Origin of the sequence: Brevibacterium aurantiacum (genome assembly GCF_007558825.1) — a bacterium.
In the GTDB taxonomy this organism is placed as follows: Bacteria; Actinomycetota; Actinomycetes; order Actinomycetales; family Brevibacteriaceae; genus Brevibacterium; species Brevibacterium aurantiacum_A.
Window position 1 is genome coordinate 476,825 of the sequence record NZ_VLTK01000002.1, and the last position, 21,583, is coordinate 498,407.

The following is a 21,583-nucleotide window of genomic DNA, read 5'->3' on the forward strand; positions in this document are numbered from 1 at the left end:
ATTTGAGCCCGAGAACCCTCTGTAAGGCCAGTTCAAGTAGGTTACTGGCCGGTACCAGCAGGTGGCTGTGATTTTTTGATTCTGACAGTTATCGGTAGTCTTTGATGGAATTGTGCAAGACACCTCAGGAAGTTCTTGAGGTGGGTCCAAGCAGAGGAGAACATATGCCAACGGATGCGAGTCTGCAGGTCGGGGACACAGAACTGACACTGCCCGAGGTGGCATCCTCGGCGGGCAACAACGGATATCGCATCGGCTCTCTGCTGAAAGACACCGGCGCGGTCACCTACGACCCAGGGTTCGCCAATACGGCATCAAGCTCCTCGTCCATCACCTACATCGATGGTGACGCGGGCGTCCTGCAGTATCGCGGCTATCCCATCGAGCAGCTTGCCGAGCATTCCAACTTCGTCGAAGTCAGCTACCTCCTCATTCACGGAGAACTCCCGACTCAGGAGCAGTACGACGCATTCGATGGTCGGCTTCGCGGTCACACCATCGTCCACGAAGACCTGCGTCGCTTCTTCCGGGCCTTCCCCTACGATGCGCATCCGATGCCCATGGTGGCAGCTGCGGTCGCGGCTTTGTCGACTTTCTACCAAGATGACCTCGATGTCTTTGACGAGGGTCAGGTCGACACCTCCACATTCCGACTGCTCGCGAAGATGCCGACGATCGCTGCGCTTGCCCACCGCAAGAACATGGGTCTGCCGGTCATCCACCCAGACAACTCCCTGAGCCTCGTCGAGAACTTCCTGCGCGTGAACTTCGGCGTTCCCGCAGAGGAGTACGAGCCTGACCCACTGGCCGTCAAAGCCATGGACCAGCTCTTCATCCTCCACGCCGACCACGAGCAGAACTGCTCGACCTCAACGGTGCGCCTCGTCGGTTCATCGCAGGCGAATCTGTTCCAGTCGATCTCCGCAGGTGTCAATGCTCTGGCCGGACCGTTGCACGGCGGCGCGAACTCCGCAGTCCTGACGATGCTCGAGGAGATCTCGGCCTCAGACGATGGTCCCGAGAAGTTCATGGAGCGAGTGAAGAACAAAGAAGACGGCGTTCGCCTCATGGGTTTCGGTCACCGCGTGTACAAGAACTACGACCCGCGGGCGAAGATCATCAAGAAGACCGCTGACGAGGTCCTGGCTCGTTCCGGTGGCGACCCGCTGCTCGAGGTGGCACAGAAGCTCGAAGAGATCGCATTGGCCGATGACTACTTCGTCGAGCGCAAGCTCTATCCGAACGTGGACTTCTACACCGGTCTGATCTACAAGGCTCTCGGGTTCCCGACGAATATGTTCACGGTGCTCTTCGCCGTCGGTCGTCTTCCGGGCTGGATCGCCCAGTGGCGCGAGATGATCAACGACCCGGAGACCAAGATCGGCCGTCCGCGCCAGATCTACACGGGTGCCTACTCGCGCGATTACAAGGACATGAACGAGCGCTGATCGCACCGTCACTCTCAACCGGCAGCCTGTGCCGCAACTGACCCCTTGCGCCGTAGCCGGCAGCGGTGGCGGCAATAGGCACCGCTGACCAGATACGTCCTACACTCAGCACTGCTTCGACCCGTTGCAAGACGGTGTTCAGCAGCTGAGCGTAGGGCGTATTGTCATGTCTGCCCGCGCCGGCACGCTCACACCGACTGTCCGAGGCTGAGACACGACGAGGCCGCGACACGACGAGGCTGAGACACGACGAGGGCGCGCCCACTTTCGTGGACGCGCCCTCGTCGGTGTCAGTTCATGGCCTACTCAGCCAGCTGATGCTCAACCGCCTGCAGTGCAGCCGACCGAGCCTCAGCATAGAGGCCAGCAGCCTGAAGCTCAGTGAAGGTCGGGGTTGAGCTCAATGCCCTTGGACGAGCGGGAAATCGCCTCGACGGCGCCGGTGACGGAGTTGCGGCGGAAGAGGATGTTGTTCTGACCGCTGAGTTCGGAGGCCTTCACAACCGTGTCATCGTCACCTGGAACGGTGACGCGTGTGCCGGCGGTGATGTAGAGCCCGGCTTCGACGATGCAGTCGTCTCCGATGGAGATGCCCACACCGGAGTTCGCACCCAGCAGGCTGCCATTGCCGATCGAGATGCGGTGAGTGCCGCCGCCCGACAGGGTGCCCATGATGGAGGCACCGCCGCCGATGTCGGAACCGTCGCCGACGACGACGCCCTGGGAGATACGTCCCTCGACCATCGCCGAGCCCAGCGTGCCGGCATTGAAGTTCACGAAGCCCTCGTGCATGACGGTCGTGCCCGGGGCCAGATGTGCGCCGAGGCGGACGCGATCGGCATCGGCGATGCGGACACCGGAGGGGATGACGAAGTCGGTCATACGCGGGAATTTGTCCAGACCGAAGACGGCGACGGGACCGTTGGCCAGCAGCTTGGCACGAGTGGCTTCGAAGTCCTCCGGAGAGCAGGCGCCGGCGGAGGTCCACACGATGTTCGCGAGGTGACCGAAGATCCCGTCGAGGTTGACATCATTGGGAGCCACCACACGGTGAGACAGCGCATGCAGGCGCAGGTAGGCGTCGGCGGCTGAGGCGGGACCGGCGTCTAGGTCGATCGTCGTGGTCACGACCTCAGTTCGAGTGCCGCGGGCTTCATCGGTGCCCACGAGGGCATCGAGCCCGTCGGTGTTCGTACGGGAGACGGCGGCCTCCTCGGCGGCGTCTGGAGTTTCTCCCGTGCTCAGGGCGGGGTACCAGGCGGTGAGGACTGAGTCGTTGTGCAGGGTGGCCAAGCCACGCGCGGAAACTATGCGTTCTGTCATGCCACCAAGACTAGTCGCTAGCGGCAGTACTAGGCTAAGCGGTATGACTGTCGATCCATCTGCTGAGACCGAATCCGTTTTCACCCCCACCGGTGACCTGGCCGATTACCTGTTCGAAGCACTCAACAACCCTGCCGAGCTCACAGGTCGCCTGTGTGCCATCGAATCGGTCTCCGGCAATGAGACAACGATCACCGATGCTGTCGCCGAGGTGCTCAACCGCATCGGTGCGGGGCCCGGACCGGACCTGGAGATCCTGCGCGACGGAGACACCATCGTCGCTCGCACCCAGCTGGGGCATTCCGAACGCATCGTCGTCGCCGGGCACCTGGACACGGTGCCGGTGGAGAACAACCTTCCGGCTCGGCGCACGCACCTGGACGGTGCCGACTACACCGCCGACGAGGTCATCTGGGGCAGAGGTGCCTGCGATATGAAGGCAGGTGTCGCGATGGCGCTGGTCACTGCCGCGGCCCTGCGCGAACCGAACCGTGACGTCAGCTGGGTCTTCTACGACCACGAAGAGGTCGACGCCTCCCTCAACGGACTCGGACGAGTCTCACGCAACCACCCCGACTGGTTAGGCGGTGATTTCGCGATTCTCGGAGAACCCTCGAACGCTTCCGTCGAGGGCGGCTGCAACGGCACCATCAGGGTCAACGTGTCCACGACCGGGATCCGCGCCCATTCCGCACGTGCCTTCATGGGAGTCAACGCAATCCATGCCGCCGCAGAAGTACTGAGACGCTTGGCCGAGCACCAAACCGGGACCGTGAACGTCGACGGACTCGACTACCGTGAATCCCTGTCCGCTGTCTCGATCTCCGGGGGAGTCGCGGGCAACGTCGTGCCCGATGCCTGCACAGTCGCCGTGAACTACCGTTTCGCCCCAAGCAAGTCCGCGGCCGAGGCAGAGGGGTTCCTGCGCGAGTTCTTCACCGGCTTCGACGTCATCGTCACGGATGCGGCAGAGGGTGCCAGGCCCGGTCTCGATCGCGAGATCGCTCAGGACTTCATCGACACTCTTGGGCTCTCACCCGCACCGAAGCTGGGATGGACCGATGTCTCGCGGTTCAGCGCGCTGGGAGTGCCTGCAGTGAACTTCGGGCCAGGCAACCCCCTGTACGCCCACAAGTCCGATGAGCATGTCGCCGTCACGGAGGTCGAAGAGGCCACCCGGACGCTGCGCGAATACCTCGAAGGGCGCTGAGCCCCAATGGGCGTGCACGATCCGGCTGCCGGCGGGCCAGCCACCAACGAACCAGCCACCAACGATCCGGCCGTGGTCGAATCCCCGACCGATGACCCCGCACCCATTGACGCGGCGTTCTACAGCAAAGGGTCCCTGCGCCTGCGCGGCTCTCAGGTGCCCACGACCACAGCGGACCAGAGCCTTCTCGAATCCCGCGACACCTCCGACTGGGTCCACCAGGACCCCTGGCGAGTGCTTCGGATTCAATCCGAGTTCGTCGAGGGGTTCGGCTCCCTGGCAGAGATCGGACCGGCCGTGTCGATCTTCGGCTCGGCCCGACTGAGCGCGGACACGCAGGCCTATCAGGATGCCCGTGAGATAGCCCGGAGAATCGCCGCCCGTGGCAACGCAATCATCACCGGCGGCGGGCCAGGGGTCATGGAAGCCGGGAACCTGGGTGCCCGGGAGGCCGGTGGAGTCTCGATCGGCCTCGGCATCGAGCTGCCCTTCGAATCCGGACTCAACGACCACGTCGAACTCGGCGTGAACTTCCGCTACTTCTTCGTCCGAAAGACGATGTTCCTCAAATACTCGCGAGGCTTCGTCGTCATGCCCGGTGGCTTCGGCACTCTCAACGAACTCTTCGAAGCCTTCACCATGGTGCAGACCGGAAAGGTCACCTCGTTTCCGATCGTGCTCTTCGGCACCGCCTACTGGCAGGGACTTGTCGACTGGATGACCACGACCCTTTTGGCCGAAGGCACCATCAGCGACCGAGACATGAACCTGTTCACCCTCACCGATGACATCGATGAAGTCGTCGACATCATCGGCACCGCCATCGCCGAAGACGGAGACCGACAGTGAGGGATGCAGCGCAGCCAAGCCCCCACCTCGGCGGTTTCCACCTGTCACAGGCACGGCCGGGCAATCCTGCCATCATGGCCGTGATCAACAGGACCACGGACTCGTTCTACGAATCCGCGTCCACAGCCGAAGAGGCCATCGACGCGGTCGCCGCAGCTGCGCAGGAAGGTGCGCACATCGTCGACATCGGAGGAGTGCGGGCCGGCCGGGGCCGGGAGATCTCCGTGGCCGAGGAGATCGACCGTGTCTGCCCCGTCATCGAGGCCGTCGCGCACAGTCACCCCACCATGCTCATCAGCGTCGACACCTGGCGTCACGAGGTCGCCGAAGCGGCCTGCGCGGCCGGCGCCGGACTGCTCAATGACACCTGGGCCGGTGTCGATCCCGAGCTGGCATCCGTCGCAGCGAAGAACGATGTGGGCATCGTCTGCTCGCATACGGGCGGTCTGTCTCCGCGCACCGATGCCCACCGCAATCGATACGGTCTGACCGCAGGCGAAGTCGTCGGCCGGACTCTGGCCGGAGTGATCGGGCTGGCCGAGGCGGCACTGGACGCTGGTGTCACGGCCGAGAAGATCATCATCGATCCGACACCTGACTTCGGGAAGAACACCTATCAGTCACTGCGGCTGCTTCGTGAACTTCAGACGTTCACCGAGACCCGATTCCGAGTGCTGCTGGCAATCTCTCGCAAGGACTTCGTCGGCGAGGCCATCGGCGACGTGGAACCGTCGCAGCGACTCCACGGAACGATCGCGGCCACCGCACTGGCCGTAGCCAAGGGTGCTGCGATGATCCGCACCCACGACGTCCGCGCCACTGCAGACGCCCTCGCTGTGACCCTGGCGATCACCGGAGATGCGGTACCCAAACACACCGTGCGCGGCCTGCGCTGAGCCGGCGAGCCCACTGTGAGAAAATGACCGTATGCCATTGTGGATTGTGATCGGAGTGGCCGCAGCGATATTCGTACTCGTGATCGTGCTGGCGGCAACATTCAACGTCTTCTCCGCCGAATCCGCTGAGGAGACCGAAGCGGCGTGGGAGCCTCTGCCCCACGACTTCACACCTGAGGATCTCGACAGACTCTCATTCCGGCCCGCCCTGCGGGGCTACCGCATGGAGGACGTCGATGAAGCGATGAGAGTGCTGCGCACTCGCATCCACGAGTTGGAAGCCGCACGCGGGCAGCAATGAGCAGAGCCCACGACCTCCCCGGAATCACCCTCGCCCCTGAAGTCTTCAACTCCTCCCGCTTGTCACGATTCGGCACCCTGTTCCTCACCCTGCCCGTGTGGGTGCAGGCCATCGCCGTCTACTTCGTCTCACGAGTCGTGAGCATCTCGATCTTCGCCGCCGTCCTCAAGCGCCAGGACCCGGCGAACTGGTCCTCAAGTCCTGTCACCACCACCCTCAACGACTTCCTCAACTTCTGGGACGGCGGCTGGTACGGCCGAGTCGCGAAGGAGGGCTACCCGAGCATCCTGCCCACTGATGAGTCGGGAGCGGTGACGGAGAACCAATGGGCGTTCTACCCGCTGCATCCAGCCGTGGTCGGCAACCTCTCGAGCGTGACCGGCCTGAGCTACGAGGTGATCTCTCCGATCGTCTCGACAATCGCAGCCGGACTCGCCGCTATCGTCATCCTTGCGCTGTTTCGCAGATACACGGACCCGGGACAGGCCCTGACGGGTCTGGCCCTTGTGATGTTCTTTCCCCCGGCCGCCATCTTCTCCACCGGGTATGCGGAGTCTATGACGCTCCTCCTGCAGGCCACCGCGCTCTTCCTCGTCGTCGAACGCCGCTACCTGAGCGCGATACCCGTCGTGTTCCTGATGGATCTGTCTCGCCCCATCGGCGTCGCTTTCTCCTTCTTCATGCTGCTGCACCTCATCGATCGATTCGCTCACCGCAAGCAGGATGCGTATCCCTTCGCCGAGGTGGTCCGATCCTGGTCCTTGGGTGTGCTCTCCTGCGTTGCGGCGCTGGTCCACCCAGCCCACGCGTGGTTGACGACGGGATCGTTGACGGCGTACACGGACACCGAGGCGGCATGGCACACGGGGGAGTCGACCTATCTTGTGCAGTGGTTGGCTCAGGCCAACAGTCTCATCGGTCCGCTGGGCCCGGTGCTCCTCTTCGTCGTCATCGCAGGAATGTTGGCCCTGATCTTCTCCCCGGCAGGAGCCAGGATGGGCCGGACCCTGCAGTACTTCTGTCTGGCCTATGGTGTCTACCTGCTCATCTTCTTCACTCCGCAGACCTCGACCCTGCGACTTCTGTTGCCGCTGTTCCCGATGGCACTGACCCTGTCGCTGGTCCGCTCTCGGGGGTACCGGGCGGCGGTGCTGTGTGCGTTCGTCCTGCTTCAGATCGTGTGGGTCGCCTATCTGTGGCACTTCACTCCACCGGCGGATCTGCCGCCCTGACAGACAAGCTCAGATGTCATAATTCGATCGGGTTACCCGTCCTTGACCGGATCGTGGAATAATCGTGTGTACAACATTCGGTCCATCGAGAGTGAACCGTCTTTGCATAATCAACGGAAGGAAGAGCCCACATGGCAGCCCAGAAACCCCGCACCGGCGACGGACCTCTGGAAGTGACCAAAGAAGGTCGAGGCATGGTGATGCGGCTCCCAGTCGAGGGCGGAGGCCGTCTGGTGATCGAACTCAGCAGAGACGAAGCCACAGATCTGCACGACACCCTGGCCGAGACCTTGGGCCAGTGAGCAGCACAGCACATTTTCCCAGCTGAGCAATCAGCTCAGCGAACCGAACAGCAGAGACTTCGCAGAGTCTCTGCTGTTTCCGCATTCACCGCCGGGTCTTCTGCACCATCAGCAGGCCCTGGCCGATGGGCAGCAGGACGCGTTCGAGGCTTTCCTGTTCGGCCAGCCGGTTGAGCAGCCCCCGCGCCGCCTGGGTCCGCGGCGAACGGTCGACGGGATCGGCCACGCCGCCCTTGAGCAGCGTCTGGTGGATGACGAGAAGCCCGTGCGCGTCGAGCAGACGCAGCGCAGGTTCAATCATGCGTTCGAGGTTGGTTGGTTCCGAGTCGATGAAGACCATGTCATAGGCGCTCGGTGCCAGACGTTGGAGGACGTCTTCGGCACGCCCGCTCATCAGGCGCAGACGGCTGTGTCGGATGCCTGCCATGTCGATGAGATCGCGGGCGGCACTCTGAGCTGTGGAGTTCGTGTCAATAGAGGTCAGGATCCCTGCATTGGGCATTCCCCGCAGCAGCGCCAATGTCGAAGTGCCGGCACCAGTACCGACTTCGACCGCGGCGACAGGTGTGAGCAGACGGGCCAGAAGAGTCAGCGTCGACGCCGTCGTCTGCGACACCGGGGCCAGGCCGTTCTCGTGTGAGAGCGCCCGCGCGGCGTCCAGGAGCGGATCGGGCCCGTTGTACTGTTCGGAGAAGGTGAGATCACCTGCGTTCTCGCGTGACAATCGACCCTCCCTTTCGGCTGATATTTGGTTCCAAGTCTAACCGCTCCCGGGATCGATTCCGTGAGTCCGCCACAGCTCCTCGAGATCTTCGACGTCGACGAAGGCCGATCTGCTGACCTTCTCATGTGTGTGCGGGGTGCCCTCCTCATCCCAGTGTTCGCGAGCCGCGGGAAGCAGAGCCTCAGGCAGCACTCCAGCGGCGTTGACGACCCTCCACCAGGTGACATTCGAGCCGAATTCCTTCATCACCCGCCCGACGTAGCGCGGTGAGCAGGAGGCGACCAGTCCGATGGTCCCGTAATTGACGACGCTGCCCTCCGGCACGAGTTCGACGATACGCAGAACTCGTTCCACAACCACCTCGTCCATTCGCGCAGCTCCCTCCTGTGGCATGTGTCCGATTCTGTGCTGACCGTGAGTCGAGCCTACTGCGGTGCACGGTAGACTTGTTCTCATGTTGGGTATCAACGGCACCGAGATGTTGATCCTGGTGGTAGTCGCTCTTGTCGTCATCGGGCCCAAACGCCTGCCCGAATACGCGCAGAAGCTGCGCGACCTGGTACGCCAGATGCGTCGCATGGCCGAGGGCGCGAAAGACAGTGTGCGTCGCGACTTCGGGGACGATTTCAATGACGTCGATTGGCAGAAATTGGATCCACGCCAATACGATCCACGCCGGATCGTACGTGAGGCTCTCGTCGAAGAAGACTCAGCCATCCGGGAGTCGAAGCTTCGGGAGCAGTCGACGGCGGGCAGCGACAAATCCGCTCAGGCGATCGATTCCGAAGGCTCCACAGACGTCGCAGATTCCGCTGCCGAGTCCCGCCCGAAGACCCTGTCGCCGATCGAACGTTTCCAGGCTCAGACCGTCCTGCGTGATCGCTCAGTCAACGCGCCCTTCGATACCGAAGCGACCTGAGTCAGAACGACCTTAATCAGGACAACCTGGATCAGGACAACCTGAGTCAGAACGAGCAGACGGATCAGACCGGGCTGAGGCCCAGAGATCGTCCGGACAGACCGCGCGAGCGATGAGCCAGCGACGAAGCCAGAGACGCGAATTCCCGCGCGGCAGGGGAGTCCGGTTGTCCCAGAACTACTGGCGTCCCCGAGTCCGAACCTTCGCGGACCTGAGTATCCAGCGGCACCTGAGCCAGCAGTTCGACCTGAGAACCGATCGTCTCGGACAGATTCGCGGCCACCTGGGCGCCGCCTCCGGAGCCGAAGACATCCAGTCGAGTGCCATCGGGCATCTCCATCCAAGACATGTTCTCAATCACACCAGCCAACCGCTGGTCGGTCTGAGTCGCGATAGAACCTGCGCGTTCGGCGACCTGCGCGGCAGCCTGCTGAGGGGTGGTGACGACGAGGAGCTCGGATCCCGGAAGCAGCTGAGCCACAGAGATCGCAATGTCGCCGGTGCCCGGAGGCAAGTCGAGAAGGAGCACGTCGAGGTCGCCCCAGAAGACATCGGTGAGGAACTGCTGGAGGGCGCGGTGGAGCATCGGTCCGCGCCAGACGACGGCCTGGTTGGCCGGCACGAACATGCCGATGCTCATGACCTTCACATCGTGGGCGACCTGCGGAATGATCATGTCATCGACCCGGGTCGGCTTGCCGGAGAGTCCGAGCATGGCCGGGATCGAGAATCCGTAGATGTCGGCATCGACGACACCCACCCGCAGTCCGCTCTGGGCCAGGGACACGGCGAGGTTCGCAGTGATCGACGACTTGCCGACGCCGCCCTTGCCTGAGGCGATGGCATAGACCTTCGTCAGGGAGTCGGGTTTGTTGAATGGAACTTCGCGGCTCGTGCCGGCGCCCTGGAGCTTCTCGCGCATCGCGGTGCGCTGCTCGGGAGTCATGGTGCCGAGGACTACCGACACCTCGGTGACGCCCTCAACCTTCGACACCGCCGCCGTGGTGTCCTTGGTGATCGTGTCCTTGAGAGGACAGCCGGAGATCGTGAGAAGAACGGTGACGGTGACCTTGCCGCCGTCGATGCTGATGGACTCGACCATGTCGAGTTCCACGATGCTGCGGCGGATCTCCGGGTCGATGACGCCCGTCAGAGCTTCCCGAACGTTGTCCTCGGATGGCCCACTCATGTGCTCACGTCCTTTCTCTTCCCGATCAGTGTTCTCGGGGCCTTCAGCCTACCTGTTCGTCATCGGGGCGGTCACTTCTGATCGGATTGTCCTCAGGTGCCTTTGCGTCCTCTTCGAGTTCCTTGAGCAGGTCCTTGAGCTCGGAACGGATGAAGTCGCGCGTGGCCACCTCACGCATGGCGATGCGCAGAGCCGCGACCTCACGTGCCAGGTATTCGGTGTCGGCGAGGTTGCGTTCGGCGCGCTGCCTGTCATGTTCGAACTCGACACGGTCACGGTCTGTGCTGCGGTTCTCTGCCAACAGGATCAGCGGTGCGGCATAGGAGGCCTGCAGTGACAGGATCAACGTCAGGAGTGTGAAGTTCAACGACCGCGGATCGAACTGCCAGGACTCGGGCAGGAGAGTGTTCCAAATCAGCCAGACGGCGCAGAACACGGTCATACCGACGAGGAACGCGGGAGTGCCCATGAACCGGGCGAAGCCCTCGGCACCACGACCGAAGGTCTCCGGTGACATCGCGATGTTGGGGAGTCTGCGTTTGCTTGAACGGGGAACGTCGAAATCGTCAGCAGCCACGGCTATCCCCTCCTGAGATCATCACGACCGGTGACCCGCCAGTCGTCGGGCAGCAACTCGTCGAGGACATCGTCGACGGTGACAACACCGATGAGGTGGTCGTTCTCGTCGGTGATCGGCACCGACACCAGATTGTACGCCGCCAGCAGCTTGGTGACCTCGCCCAGCGGCGAGTCCGGAGGCAGCGCCTCGACCTCCGTGTCGAGCATGATGCCGACCGCCTCGTGCGGAGGATGTCGCAGCATCTCCTGAATATGGACGATGCCCAGATACTTGCCCGTCGGAGTCTCGATGGGCTGTCGGCAGACGAAGACCGCTGCTGCCAGTGCCGCGGGAAGATCCTCCCGTCGGACATGGGCCAGCGCCTCGGCGACGGTGGTCTCCGGGGTCAGGATGACCGGCTCCGTGGTCATCAGCCCACCGGCGGTGTCGTCGTCGTAGGACAGCAGGGTGCGCACGTCTTCGGCGTCGTCGGGCTCCATCAGGGCGAGGAACCGTTCGGCCTGCTCATCGCTGAGCTCCCCGAGGAGGTCGGCCGCGTCATCGGGCTCCATCTCCTCGAGGACGGTCACCGCACGTTCGGTGTCGAGGGCGGAGAGGAGCTCGACCTGCGTCTCATCGGGCAACTCCTCGATGACATCAGCCAAGCGCACGTCGTCGAGGGCGCGGGCGACCTGGAGTCGACGTTCGGGCTTCATCTCGAACAGGACGTCGGCGAGGTCGGCGGGCTTCGTATCCTGGTAGGCCGCAATGAGCTGTGTGGCCTCCTGGTCGACGTCGGAGTCGGCAGGATGTTCGGTGTCCGACCAGGAGATCTGCATCGTCTCACCGCGCCGTCGGAAGGCCGAGAACGCACTGCGTTCCTGGACTCTTCGCACAAAGAGGCGAGTCACCTCCCAGTCCTTGTTGACCTGCTGTTCGATGCCGACGTCTTCGATTTGGATGGGGGAGTCGTCCTCGCGCAGGCGCAGACGACGGTCGAGGAGGTCGTTGATCACCAGCGTCTCCGAGCGGCGCTGTTCGAAGCGGCGCATGTTCACCAGTCCGGTGGTGATGACCTGACCGGAGTCGATTGAGGTCACCCTGCCCATCGGCACGAAAACGCGTCTGCGACCGGGAACTTCGACGACGAGGCCGATGACCCGAGGAAACTGCCGCATGGTGGCGCGGTAGACGATGACGGCGTCTCTCACGCGCCCGACCTGGTCCCCGAGAGGGTCGAAGACAGGGACGGCGATGAGGCGCGCGACGAAGACTCTTTTCGGTGGACCACTCATGATCTCAAGCCTACGGGGTCATGGACCTGGTGTGAGCGAGGCGGCGCAGATCGAGATCGTCGAGCTCCGCCATTCCGACATCACTTGTTGTTCATTAACGGGCCGTGCCGCGGCCACACAGGAGTCTCACAGCCTCCCTAGGGTCTTTTCTCGGCAGAACTTCCCACTACCGAATACAAGGAGACCATTATGTCTGAAAGACGAATTCGTCCGCGAGTGGTGACAGGAGTAAGCGCCTGCGCCGCTCTCGCCCTGATGGCGCCGCTGGTGGGCGCAAGCTCTGCAGCGGCCGCCGATTCCCCTGCCGAACTCTACGAAGGCCACGTGCAGGTGGACCGCGGCAAGGCCGATGACCCTGAGACTCTGCGGGGTCAGGTCTTCGATGACGTCAACGAGAACTCGAAGCTCGACGGAGACGAAACGGGCATCGCCGACGTCGCCGTGACCAACGGCATCGACGTCGTGCAGACTGACGGCAAGGGTTCCTACGAGCTGCCCGTTCGTGACAATATGACGGTCTCCATCACCCAGCCGTCCGGCTGGCAGGTCCCGGTCGACTCGGACAATTTCGCGCAGTTCAGCTACAACCACCTGCCGAAGGGGTCGCCACAGCTCAAGTTCGGTGGAATCAAACCGACAGGGGACACCCCGAAGGCCGTGAACTTCCCGATGATCGAGTCATCGGCAACCGCCTCGGCGAAACAGAACTGCGCAATCGCCTCCGACACCCAGGCCTATGACAAGACCGAAATGGGCTACGCCCGTGACGGTGCCGTCGGCGACCTTGCCGATCGTGACGACTACAAGGGCTGCGGAGTCCTCCTGCTCGGAGACAATGTGGGCGATGACCTCAGCCTCAACGACGAGCTCCGCGACATCTACTCTGAAATGAATGGTCCGGTTCGTGCTGCTCCCGGCAACCATGACCAGGACTACGACTCCCCGGACGACGCCCACGCACTCGATACCTTCCGTGACCAGTTCGGACCCGGCCACTTCTCCTACGACGTCGGCAAGACGCACTTCGTCGTCCTCGACAGCATCGAATACTCGGGCAACCAGTCGACGAAGAAGTACAAGGAGAAGATCGGAGCAGAGCAGCTCGAATGGCTCGAAAACGATCTCAAGAACGTGCCGAGCAACGCCCACGTCGTCATCGCGACCCACGTGCCGATCGTCACTCACAAACAGGTTGTCGCCGAGGACGCCAAAGAATTCTATGACGTCATCTCCGACTACCCGAATGCGGTGACCGTCGGCGGTCACACGCACACGCAGGAGAACCTCGTGGCCGGTGAACAGCGCAAGGAATGGGCCGACGAGGGCATCGACACCCTTCCCAACACCCAGATCGTCGCCGGTGCCGTCTCCGGTGACTGGTACTCGGGTGGACTCAACGCAGACGGGCTGCCCTACTCCTTCACCGGTGATGCATCCGAACCGGGCGTACAAACCCTCGAATTCGACGGCTCCGACCGCAGCGAACGCTACACCGTCCGCAACGAGTCCGATGACCACCAGCTGCTGCTGGGCGTGAACTCACCAGAATGGCGCGATTGGGCACAGAAAGCACAGGACTGGCAGGACGCAGACAAGGCAGGTGAAGAGCCAGAGGCGATCTCCGAGCGCGTCGTGACCCGCGAGGACCTCAAACAGGGCGACTCCTGGCTGACATCGAGCTTCCTCGCCGGCACATCAGATGCTCGGGTCGAGGTCAGCTTCGACGGCAAGTCGAATACCGTCGCCGAGCACACTCAGCCTGGTAAGGGCGAGTCGCTGGCGAAGGGCTGGGAGTACACCGATCCCTACACGGCCTCGCAGAACCTGCGGACATCGGGCAGCGTCGGACAGTCAAGCTCGCACCTGTGGCGAGCCGAGCTGCCGACTCATCTCGACCTCGGCACCCACAAGGCCGAAGTGACCGGCACGGACCGCTACGGTCGTGAGTACACGGAGACCATCCGCTTCACCGTTGTCGAGGACGAAGCCGCTGCGGCGCAGACCTCGAAGAAGCAGCTGGCGAAGGACGGCTTCAGCACTCAGCAGGAGAAGAAGGTCGACGAAGACGACCGTAAGGGACTCGACTCGGACGAGGCACGCCAGGCGGACTCGAACTGATCGGTTCCCCTGAGCGAGACTGCTGAAACAGGGCGAGACTTCTGAAGCAGATCTGCACCTGTTGGGGCGGGCGCCGACATCAATGATGTCGGCGCCCGCCCCAGTTTCTGCCTGCTTCCGGCTGTCCGAGCCGCAGCTGTGCTCTGCTCAGGGCAGTGCGGAGAAGGCCGCTGCAAATTCGGGGGCGACATGGCTGAGCGTCGGCGGCTGGCCCCATGAGTCATCCACTGACGCAGCGGCGACGTGAGCATCGATGACCGCCAGGCTCAGGGCATCCGCGGCAGCTGCCGTGATCGTCACCTGGTCAAGTGTCGAGGCGGCGAAGTCATCAGGAAGTCCAACTTCACCGGTGGCGATGCCGAAGACTGTATCGCCGTCGAAGAGCGTGTGCGAGGGCCGGATCGCGCGGGCGATTCCGGCCTGGGCACCAGCGGCCATCCGTGTGACTTGGGCAGGATCCAACGCCGCGTTCGTGGCCACGATGGCGATGGTTGTGTTCTTCGCCGAGGTGGCATCCACCGTGGATGTGGGAGGTGCGGGCAGATGCCCGATGCTCGGCAGATCGAACCCATAGGAGTGCAGGAGAGGGTGCGCCCACAGTGTGCCACCGGGCGTCCCGATCGTACCGAAGGGGTTAGCCACCACAAGCGCGGCAACGAGGTATCCGCTGGGCAGACGGATCGAGACGGATCCCAGAGAGCTGCGCATGCTCTGCATCCCCGAACGAGCACCGAGACCCGCGCCGAGGCTGCCCCTGACTGCGGTGGATCCTGCCCCATCGTGGGTAGATCGAAGGGCCGCACGGGCCGCGGTCGCCCCGTCGGAATCCGTGGGCGGACACACGGGCCCATCACCTCGCCCGAGGTCGTAGATCGCGGCAGCAGGGACGAGTGGAACGACGGTATCCGTCAGGCCGGGGGCAGGGAATCCGCGTCCCGCTTCGGCGAGCGTGCGAACGACACCGCTCACCGACTGCAGACCCAGGGCCGAGCCACCGGTGATCACGATCGCATCGGCGCCGTAGGAATGAGTGCCGGGAGCGATGACGTCGGTCTCATGGGTGGCCGGGCCGCCGCCGCGGACGTCGACGCCCACCCTGGCACCCGGTGGAGGCAGGACGGCAGTCACCCCGGTCAGCCCATCCGGGGCGAACCGACCGGCGTGGCCCACAGCGATTCCCGGGATCTCCAGAATTCCCCGACCCCGGATCGGGCCTGTGGTCATCGTCCCTGAACCCAGGCCTCGACCTCTGCGCGGGTGCGCGGGAAGCCTGCGGACAGGTTCTCGACACCGTCATCAGTGACGAGGACGTCGTCCTCGATGCGCACACCGTTGCCGCGGAATTCCTCGGGCAGGAGCAGGTCATCGGTTTTGAAGTACAGGCCCGGTTCGATCGTGAAGACCATGCCGGGTTCCACCGCGGCATCGAGATACATCTCGGCGCGAGCCTGGGCACAGTCGTGGACGTCGAGTCCGAGGTGGTGGCTGGTTCCGTGGACCATCCAACGGCGGTGATGCTGGCCCTCCGGCGACAGCGACTGTGCCGCGGAGACCGGCAAGATGCCGAATTCCTCGAGGCGGACCGCGATGACCTCCATCGCCGCTTCGTGGATCTCGCGGAACTTCACCTCGCGGTTGACGTGGTCAGCGGCGACGGCGAAGGCAGCGTCCGAGGCGTCGAGGACGGCGTCGTAGATCTTGGCCTGGACCTCGGTGAAGGTTCCTGAGACAGGGAGCGTGCGAGTGATGTCTGCTGTGTAGAGGGAATCGGCCTCTGCCCCGGCATCGACGAGGACAAGGTCCCCGTCCCGGACCGCACCGTCATTGCGGATCCAGTGCAGGGTGCAGGCATGGTTGCCGGCGGCCGCAATCGTGTCATAGCCGATGCCGTTGCCATCGGATCGTGCAGCCGTTTCGAAGGCCGTCTCGATGACGCGTTCGCCGCGACGATGAGCGAGAGCGGTCGGCAGAGCGGCAATGACGTTGTCGAAGCCCGAGCGGGTGATGGCGACGGCTTCACGCATGGCCTCGATCTCGTGCTCGTCCTTGAGGAGCCGCAGCTCGGACAGCAGCTGGGCCAGTTCGGCATCGCCGGCCTCCGAAGTCTCGAGATCGGCCTGCACCTGAGTGCGGGCGACGTCGATGACCGAGTCGATGCGGACATCGGCCTGGCGGACGAGTCTCACGGAGATCGCACCGAGGTCTTTCGTGATCGCGTCGTCGACCGTTGCTGAGCTCTCGGTGGCGATGCCCGTCATCGTCGACATCGCCTCGAGATCGGCGCGGGGCCCGACCCAATACTCGCCGTACCGGGAATCGGAGAAGAACTCGACGGTGTCCGAACCTGCGCGGGGACGGAAGTACAGGGTCACGCTGTGGGTGTCGTCCTCGGGTTCGAAGACGAGGACGGCATCCGGCTCTGAGTCGGCTTCAAGACCGGTCAGATGGATGAATGCCGAATGGGCACGGAACCGGTAGTCGGTGTCGTTGGACCGGACCTTGTGGCCACCGGCTGGGATGACCAGTCGCTCACCGGGAAAGGCTGCGGAGACCTTCGCTCGTCGGGCGGGAGTGAATCCGGCTGCGGCGAGAGCCTGGGCGTCAAGCGGTGTACGGTCCCACCCCTCGGCGACGAAATCGCGGAAAGCCTGCGAATTGGGGCGGTGGGAACGGTTGTTGACGCGATCGTCAAGGGCCTGGGTCTTCTCGGTGCTGTCTGCATTCTGGGCTGTCATGCTTCCATTCTAGGCACTGCCTGGAGACCATGCCGGGACGAGGACCAGTATCCCGCGCGACTGCGGATAGACTGGGTGCATGGTCAATGATCTCCATGTGCACACTGCATTCTCGGACGGGACTCAAACCCCGTCCGAACTCATATCCGAAGCGGCGATGGAAGGCATCGACGTACTCGGCGTCACGGACCATGACACGACCGCAGGGTGGGCGCCAGCGGAGGCTGCCGCCAGGGTCTACGGTCTTGGTCTGGTTCGGGGAATGGAGATCTCATGTCGGCATGAGGGAATCAGCGTGCACCTGCTGTCCTATCTCCACGACCCCTACGACACCGACTTGGCAGCAGTCGTCGAGGAGACTCGACGTGCACGTATGGACCGTACACACCTGATCATCGACCGCCTCGCGGAGGACTATCCCATCGACATGGATGCGGTCCTCTCCGTCTCCGGCGAAGATGCGACCATCGGTCGACCCCACATCGCTGACGCTCTGGTGGCTGCAGGACTCGTCGAATCGCGGACCGAAGCCTTCGCCTCGATCCTGTCCAGCCACGGCAAATACCATGTCAGCCTGCCGACGATCGACCCCATCACGGCCATATCACTGATTCGCGACGCTGGGGGAGTCTCCGTCTTCGCCCACCCGCGTGCCGCAATGCGCGGCCTGGTCGTACCCGATACGGCGATGACCGAATTCATTGCGGCCGGTCTCGACGGACTAGAAGTCGATCATCGTGACAACCCGCCGAACGAACGTGAGGTCATGCGCAGGCTCGCCCACGACCACGACCTCATCATCACTGGATCGAGTGACTACCACGGCACCGGAAAGCCCAACCGCCTGGGCGAGCACACGACCACGGACTATATGTTCGCCAAGCTCCTCGATCGTGCGAACTCCCGTCCCGGGGGAGTCGACTTCATCCAGGGCTGAGACGCAGCCGCTGGGTTCCGACGGCTGCTCACCGATTTCAACCGAGGATCCTGCGCAGTCGCAGCTTTCCCCATGTCAGGCTGAGCGCGTAGGACAGGACCGCGGTCAGTCCGAGGTATCCCACATACTGCGCGACCAGCAGCAGAGGCGAGGCTTCGATGACGAAGAGGTGCTCGAAGAACAGTTCGAGGAAGAACACATGAACGAGAAATGCGCCGAATGAGGCCGATGCCAGTTTGGTGAAGAAACGGTTCGTGCGTTCGCCCAGTTCGATGCGGGAGATGATGAGGATGACGCTGACCGCCAGTCCGACGATGAGCGGATTCGCATTGGCGATCGGATACGCGAAGTCCGATTCCCACCAGAAGACTCCGGCTGCGCAGGCTCCGAAGGCGAGTATCAGCGTCCACATCGGCGGACGCAGATCCTTCGCATAGTGGATGAAGAATGCACCCATGCAGAAGTACACCACCTGGTAGGTTGCAAAGCCCCATTTCCACGCGTCCTGGCTGGAACCGAGCTGCTCGAGCACGAACGGCGCCCACACACTCGAACAGGCCAGCACGACTGCCAGACCCGCGAGCTTCCACGGCCGCTGTCCGCGCCAGAACAGCACGAGGGTTCCGAACACGAGGATGAGCGGGATATAGGCGTAGAGGTACCAGAGATGGAACGCCGGCCGGCCGGCCTCGAGGAAGGTTCGGACCAGATCGTGGCGGACGTCGACACCGTCGCTGTCGAAGAGATTGAAGCCGAGGATGAAGATGATCGACCATGCGAACAGCGGCACGAAGTGACGGATGATGCGGTCCCACACCTTCGCCCCTGACTTCGGAGGCGCACCCACGAGGGTTGCCCAGCCGGCGATCATGAAGAACATCGGGACCGCCCACGGATTGACCGCCTCGGCGAGGTGGCCCAACAGCCAGGCGTGATTGCTGTCTGCGTCCTGACCGCGTCCGATGAGGACTCCTCCGGAGTGGCCGATCATCACGGTCAGTCCAGCCAAGACGCGCATGACGTCGACGTCATGTCGGTGGCCCCGGGAGGCGAGAGGGAATTCCTGAGTCTGTATCTGGGGACGAATTCCATCCCGTGGTGCTGCTGCGACGGACTCCGCGTCCGGTCGGTGTGAACCGAACAAAACTCACTCTCGTTCATGCTAGACGACATGGGCTCCGCCATTGTCTGGGCACGAATTGAACGCAAGATGAACGAACGGCCCCGACCTTAGTGGTCAGAGCCGCTCGTTCGGTTGCGCCCGTTGGGGGCTTGCTGCCTATTCCGCGGAGGGCTGGCTGTCGCTGGGGGCACTCGAAGTGCGTCCCACAGGCTTGCCGCCACGGGTACGTCGACGTTCGCGGTTGCGTCGTGGCTTCTTCGTTCCTTCGTCACCCGTGGACGGTCCGCTGCGGCCAGAGGAGCTGCCTCGGCGCTGTTCGGGCTTCTTCGGTCCAGAGTGGTCCTCGGCGCCTTCGGTCTGCTGTCGGCGCAGACGCCCCTTTGTCCCTTTCGGAATGGAGAGATCGGCGAAGAAGTGCGGTGACGTCGAGTAGGTCTCGGCCGGCTCGTCATGGTCGAGTCCGAGGGCCTTGTTGATCAGTCGCCAGCGAGGCATGTCGTCCCAGTCGACAAGGGTCACTGCGATGCCGGTGTTGCCGGCGCGGCCGGTGCGGCCGATGCGGTGGACGTAGGTCTTCTCGTCGTCTGGGCACTGGTAGTTCACGACGTGGGTGACATCGTCGATGTCGATTCCGCGCGCAGCGACATCGGTGGCGACGAGGACGTCGACCTGACCGTCGCGGAACGACTTCAGGGCCTTCTCACGCTGTGCCTGACCGAGATCGCCGTGCAGCGGTTTGACCGCGAAGCCACGGTCGCCGAGCTCAGCGGCGAGTTTGTCCGCGGTCCGTTTGGTGCGAGTGAAGATGATGGTGCGTCCACGTCCCTCGGCCTGCAACATGCGGGCGACGAGTTCGCTCTTGTCCATCGAGTGGGCACGATAGACGTACTGAGCCGTGTTCTTGCCCAACAGCGACAGATCTTCGTTGTCGTGGGCGCGAATATGGGTGGGCCGGCTCATGTAGCGGCGGGCCAGGGTGATTACCGCGCCGGGCATAGTGGCTGAGAAGAGCATCGTCTGACGGTGCGCGGGCACAGCGTTGATGATCTTCTCGACATCGGGCAGGAACCCGAGATCGAGCATCTCATCGGCCTCGTCGAGGACGACCGTGCGGACCTTATGCAGCCGAAGGACCTTGCGTCCATAGAGGTCGAGGAGGCGACCGGGTGTGCCGACGACAACATCGACACCTGACTTGAGCTTCTTGATCTGCGGGTCGAAGTCCATGCCGCCGTAGATCGTCATGATGTCGATGTCACGCTGTGTCGAGGCGGTCACCAGGTCGGCAGCGACCTGTTTGGCCAGCTCACGGGTGGGCACGACGACCAGAGCCTGGGGGAGGCGTGTCTCGGTGCTGTCAGACACGATGTCCGGCGTGTTCTCCGGGTCTGCCGAGACAGCGCCGTCTTCATTCTTGCCGATGACACGCTGCAGGAGGGGTATGCCGAAGCCCAGCGTCTTGCCGGTTCCAGTCTTTGCCTGTCCGATGATGTCGGCTCCGGACAGGGCCACCGGCAGCGTCATCGCCTGGATCGGGAACGGATGTGTGATGCCCTTGGCAGCCAATGCGGCCACGATCGGTCCAGCAACTCCAAGCTCAGCGAAATCTGGTTCTGTCTCCGCCATGTTTCAAACTCCTTTTAGCGCCTTCGCGCTCGTCATGGTCGTGAACCGGTACTCTTGAGTTATGCCCGATTCTGCCCCATTGGCCGGTAATAATGCTGCTACGCTCGCGCTGCTGGCGTTCGGCGAGTTGACCGCTTTCGAACGAATGGCCACCAACGCGACCACCGCGGTGCACATGGACGATAAAGTCACTCTGGCGCGGCTGGCCTCTCTGTCCTTTGCGAACTTCGAAGAGCTCTCGCAGCACATCAGTCGATTGGGCCAGGATGCGGTCGAGCTCTGTCAGCATTTCGAGCCGACCTTCACCGTGCTGGCTGAACGGACTCGTCCTCGTGACTGGCACGAAAGTCTCATGAAGGGATTCGTCTTCGACGGAATCATGAATGACTTCTACCGCACGGCCGTGGAGGAGCTCAGCGAGCCCGGATACAGCCTGGCAATTACAATTCTCGATGATACACGTGCGACCGAATATGTGCGCAATCGCCTGACCGCCGACGTCGCCGCCGACACCCAGCTGGCTTCGCGTCTGGCGCTGTGGGGCCGCAAGCTCGTGGCCGAAACATTGGGGCGCGCACGCAACCTTCTCACCGACTCTTTTCTGGGCATCGATGAGGAGTTGGTGGTGGCATCGATTCCGGCAGTGACGGCCAACCATTCGAAGCGGATGTCAGCCCTGGGGTTGGTGGCCTGAAGCTCCTTGATTCGGGTCCGTGAATAGGCTGAGGGCCCGGTGTCTGACCGGGCCCTCAGCCTATTCACGGGGAATTCACCGAGATGCGACGTTCATCCGCGCA

At 63.1% G+C, this 21,583-nt stretch carries 21 protein-coding genes; 11 read left to right on the plus strand and 10 right to left on the minus strand.

What is annotated here, in order from left to right:
• Nucleotides 1-164: 164 nt before the first annotated feature.
• Complete coding sequence (locus FO013_RS04655) at nucleotides 165-1,448, plus strand: citrate synthase (protein ID WP_143921376.1); 1,284 nt, start codon at nucleotides 165-167, stop codon at nucleotides 1,446-1,448.
• 378 nt (nucleotides 1,449-1,826) lie between these two features.
• Here the strand turns inward: FO013_RS04655 and dapD are convergent, their stop codons facing one another.
• A complete protein-coding gene (dapD, locus tag FO013_RS04660) occupies nucleotides 1,827-2,771 on the minus strand; it encodes a 2,3,4,5-tetrahydropyridine-2,6-dicarboxylate N-succinyltransferase (protein ID WP_143921377.1) in 945 nt (314 codons plus the stop codon).
• A gap of 43 nt (nucleotides 2,772-2,814) precedes the next feature.
• Here dapD and dapE point away from each other — a divergent pair, with 43 nt between their 5' ends.
• The 6 genes from dapE (at nucleotide 2,815) to FO013_RS04690 (ending at nucleotide 7,561) form a co-directional block, all read left to right on the plus strand.
• Nucleotides 2,815-3,981, plus strand: coding sequence for a succinyl-diaminopimelate desuccinylase (gene dapE / locus FO013_RS04665; RefSeq protein ID WP_143921378.1), 1,167 nt, complete (start codon nucleotides 2,815-2,817; stop codon nucleotides 3,979-3,981).
• A gap of 6 nt (nucleotides 3,982-3,987) precedes the next feature.
• On the plus strand, nucleotides 3,988-4,830 hold the full coding sequence (locus FO013_RS04670) for an LOG family protein (protein WP_143921379.1): 843 nt from the start codon (nucleotides 3,988-3,990) through the stop codon (nucleotides 4,828-4,830).
• A complete protein-coding gene (gene folP, locus FO013_RS04675; RefSeq protein WP_222103577.1) occupies nucleotides 4,827-5,726 on the plus strand; it encodes a dihydropteroate synthase in 900 nt (299 codons plus the stop codon). The genes FO013_RS04670 and folP overlap by 4 nt, the downstream gene beginning before the upstream one ends.
• A gap of 31 nt (nucleotides 5,727-5,757) precedes the next feature.
• Nucleotides 5,758-6,027 (plus strand): DivIVA domain-containing protein, encoded by a 270-nt coding sequence (locus FO013_RS04680; RefSeq protein WP_143921380.1) that lies wholly within the window; start codon nucleotides 5,758-5,760, stop codon nucleotides 6,025-6,027.
• Nucleotides 6,024-7,259, plus strand: coding sequence for a hypothetical protein (locus tag FO013_RS04685; protein WP_143921381.1), 1,236 nt, complete (start codon nucleotides 6,024-6,026; stop codon nucleotides 7,257-7,259). Before FO013_RS04680 ends, FO013_RS04685 begins: the two co-directional genes overlap by 4 nt.
• A 131-nt stretch (nucleotides 7,260-7,390) precedes the next feature.
• Nucleotides 7,391-7,561 carry a DUF3117 domain-containing protein gene (locus FO013_RS04690; RefSeq protein ID WP_009881711.1) on the plus strand — a complete coding sequence of 57 codons (171 nt, stop codon included), beginning with the start codon at nucleotides 7,391-7,393 and terminating at the stop codon, nucleotides 7,559-7,561.
• A gap of 85 nt (nucleotides 7,562-7,646) precedes the next feature.
• Here FO013_RS04690 and FO013_RS04695 read toward each other — a convergent pair whose 3' ends face one another.
• Nucleotides 7,647-8,285 carry an O-methyltransferase gene (locus FO013_RS04695; protein ID WP_143921382.1) on the minus strand — a complete coding sequence of 213 codons (639 nt, stop codon included), beginning with the start codon at nucleotides 8,283-8,285 and terminating at the stop codon, nucleotides 7,647-7,649.
• A 36-nt stretch (nucleotides 8,286-8,321) separates the two neighbouring features.
• Complete coding sequence (locus tag FO013_RS04700; protein WP_260847996.1) at nucleotides 8,322-8,678, minus strand: MGMT family protein; 357 nt, start codon at nucleotides 8,676-8,678, stop codon at nucleotides 8,322-8,324.
• Nucleotides 8,679-8,739: 61 nt separating this feature from the next.
• Here FO013_RS04700 and FO013_RS04705 point away from each other — a divergent pair, with 61 nt between their 5' ends.
• Complete coding sequence (locus FO013_RS04705; RefSeq protein ID WP_143921383.1) at nucleotides 8,740-9,204, plus strand: twin-arginine translocase TatA/TatE family subunit; 465 nt, start codon at nucleotides 8,740-8,742, stop codon at nucleotides 9,202-9,204.
• A gap of 64 nt (nucleotides 9,205-9,268) precedes the next feature.
• On the opposite strand, the gene FO013_RS04710 is transcribed toward FO013_RS04705, so the two are convergent.
• Genes FO013_RS04710 through FO013_RS04720 form a run of 3 tightly spaced genes read right to left on the minus strand, consistent with a single transcriptional unit; the run spans nucleotide 9,269 to nucleotide 12,247 of the window.
• Nucleotides 9,269-10,393 (minus strand): Mrp/NBP35 family ATP-binding protein, encoded by a 1,125-nt coding sequence (locus tag FO013_RS04710; protein WP_143921384.1) that lies wholly within the window; start codon nucleotides 10,391-10,393, stop codon nucleotides 9,269-9,271.
• A gap of 43 nt (nucleotides 10,394-10,436) precedes the next feature.
• Entirely contained in the window at nucleotides 10,437-10,970 is a 534-nt protein-coding gene (locus FO013_RS04715; RefSeq protein WP_143921385.1) for a DUF1003 domain-containing protein, read from the minus strand.
• 2 nt (nucleotides 10,971-10,972) lie between these two features.
• The gene (locus FO013_RS04720) at nucleotides 10,973-12,247 is read right to left on the minus strand and encodes a magnesium transporter MgtE N-terminal domain-containing protein (RefSeq protein ID WP_143921386.1); all 1,275 of its coding nucleotides are present in this window, start codon (nucleotides 12,245-12,247) and stop codon (nucleotides 10,973-10,975) included.
• A gap of 189 nt (nucleotides 12,248-12,436) precedes the next feature.
• Here FO013_RS04720 and FO013_RS04725 point away from each other — a divergent pair, with 189 nt between their 5' ends.
• Nucleotides 12,437-14,365: a calcineurin-like phosphoesterase family protein gene (locus FO013_RS04725; protein WP_143921387.1), complete on the plus strand. Its 1,929-nt coding sequence runs from the start codon at nucleotides 12,437-12,439 to the stop codon at nucleotides 14,363-14,365.
• Between the two features lie 147 nt (nucleotides 14,366-14,512).
• Here the strand turns inward: FO013_RS04725 and FO013_RS04730 are convergent, their stop codons facing one another.
• A complete protein-coding gene (locus FO013_RS04730) occupies nucleotides 14,513-15,589 on the minus strand; it encodes a P1 family peptidase (RefSeq protein WP_143921388.1) in 1,077 nt (358 codons plus the stop codon).
• A complete protein-coding gene (locus FO013_RS04735; RefSeq protein WP_143921389.1) occupies nucleotides 15,586-17,100 on the minus strand; it encodes an aminopeptidase P family protein in 1,515 nt (504 codons plus the stop codon). The genes FO013_RS04730 and FO013_RS04735 overlap by 4 nt, the downstream gene beginning before the upstream one ends.
• A gap of 79 nt (nucleotides 17,101-17,179) precedes the next feature.
• Here FO013_RS04735 and FO013_RS04740 point away from each other — a divergent pair, with 79 nt between their 5' ends.
• Nucleotides 17,180-18,037: a PHP domain-containing protein gene (locus FO013_RS04740; protein ID WP_143921390.1), complete on the plus strand. Its 858-nt coding sequence runs from the start codon at nucleotides 17,180-17,182 to the stop codon at nucleotides 18,035-18,037.
• A 37-nt stretch (nucleotides 18,038-18,074) separates the two neighbouring features.
• Here the strand turns inward: FO013_RS04740 and FO013_RS04745 are convergent, their stop codons facing one another.
• Nucleotides 18,075-19,181, minus strand: a complete 1,107-nt coding sequence (locus FO013_RS04745; protein ID WP_260847997.1) for an acyltransferase — start codon at nucleotides 19,179-19,181, stop codon at nucleotides 18,075-18,077.
• 135 nt (nucleotides 19,182-19,316) lie between these two features.
• Nucleotides 19,317-20,786, minus strand: a complete 1,470-nt coding sequence (locus FO013_RS04750) for a DEAD/DEAH box helicase (protein ID WP_143921392.1) — start codon at nucleotides 20,784-20,786, stop codon at nucleotides 19,317-19,319.
• A gap of 61 nt (nucleotides 20,787-20,847) precedes the next feature.
• On the opposite strand from FO013_RS04750, the gene FO013_RS04755 reads away from it, so the two are divergent.
• Nucleotides 20,848-21,480: a ferritin-like fold-containing protein gene (locus FO013_RS04755; protein WP_143921393.1), complete on the plus strand. Its 633-nt coding sequence runs from the start codon at nucleotides 20,848-20,850 to the stop codon at nucleotides 21,478-21,480.
• The last annotated feature ends 103 nt before the right edge of the window (nucleotides 21,481-21,583 follow it).

Excerpts from the sequence above, each read along its gene's own strand:
- FO013_RS04680 (WP_143921380.1), top strand. The coding sequence starts at position 5,758 with ATGCCATTGTGGATTGTGATCGGAGTGGCCGCAGCGATATTCGTACTC.
- FO013_RS04700 (WP_260847996.1), bottom strand. The coding sequence starts at position 8,678 with ATGCCACAGGAGGGAGCTGCGCGAATGGACGAGGTGGTTGTGGAACGA.
- FO013_RS04710 (WP_143921384.1), bottom strand. The coding sequence starts at position 10,393 with ATGAGTGGGCCATCCGAGGACAACGTTCGGGAAGCTCTGACGGGCGTC.
- dapE (WP_143921378.1), top strand. The coding sequence starts at position 2,815 with ATGACTGTCGATCCATCTGCTGAGACCGAATCCGTTTTCACCCCCACC.
- FO013_RS04705 (WP_143921383.1), top strand. The coding sequence starts at position 8,740 with ATGTTGGGTATCAACGGCACCGAGATGTTGATCCTGGTGGTAGTCGCT.
- FO013_RS04730 (WP_143921388.1), bottom strand. The coding sequence starts at position 15,589 with ATGACCACAGGCCCGATCCGGGGTCGGGGAATTCTGGAGATCCCGGGA.
- FO013_RS04685 (WP_143921381.1), top strand. The coding sequence starts at position 6,024 with ATGAGCAGAGCCCACGACCTCCCCGGAATCACCCTCGCCCCTGAAGTC.
- FO013_RS04670 (WP_143921379.1), top strand. The coding sequence starts at position 3,988 with ATGGGCGTGCACGATCCGGCTGCCGGCGGGCCAGCCACCAACGAACCA.
- FO013_RS04725 (WP_143921387.1), top strand. The coding sequence starts at position 12,437 with ATGTCTGAAAGACGAATTCGTCCGCGAGTGGTGACAGGAGTAAGCGCC.
- FO013_RS04690 (WP_009881711.1), top strand. The coding sequence starts at position 7,391 with ATGGCAGCCCAGAAACCCCGCACCGGCGACGGACCTCTGGAAGTGACC.
- FO013_RS04750 (WP_143921392.1), bottom strand. The coding sequence starts at position 20,786 with ATGGCGGAGACAGAACCAGATTTCGCTGAGCTTGGAGTTGCTGGACCG.
- FO013_RS04755 (WP_143921393.1), top strand. The coding sequence starts at position 20,848 with ATGCCCGATTCTGCCCCATTGGCCGGTAATAATGCTGCTACGCTCGCG.
- FO013_RS04720 (WP_143921386.1), bottom strand. The coding sequence starts at position 12,247 with ATGAGTGGTCCACCGAAAAGAGTCTTCGTCGCGCGCCTCATCGCCGTC.
- FO013_RS04740 (WP_143921390.1), top strand. The coding sequence starts at position 17,180 with ATGGTCAATGATCTCCATGTGCACACTGCATTCTCGGACGGGACTCAA.
- FO013_RS04655 (WP_143921376.1), top strand. The coding sequence starts at position 165 with ATGCCAACGGATGCGAGTCTGCAGGTCGGGGACACAGAACTGACACTG.
- dapD (WP_143921377.1), bottom strand. The coding sequence starts at position 2,771 with ATGACAGAACGCATAGTTTCCGCGCGTGGCTTGGCCACCCTGCACAAC.
- FO013_RS04735 (WP_143921389.1), bottom strand. The coding sequence starts at position 17,100 with ATGACAGCCCAGAATGCAGACAGCACCGAGAAGACCCAGGCCCTTGAC.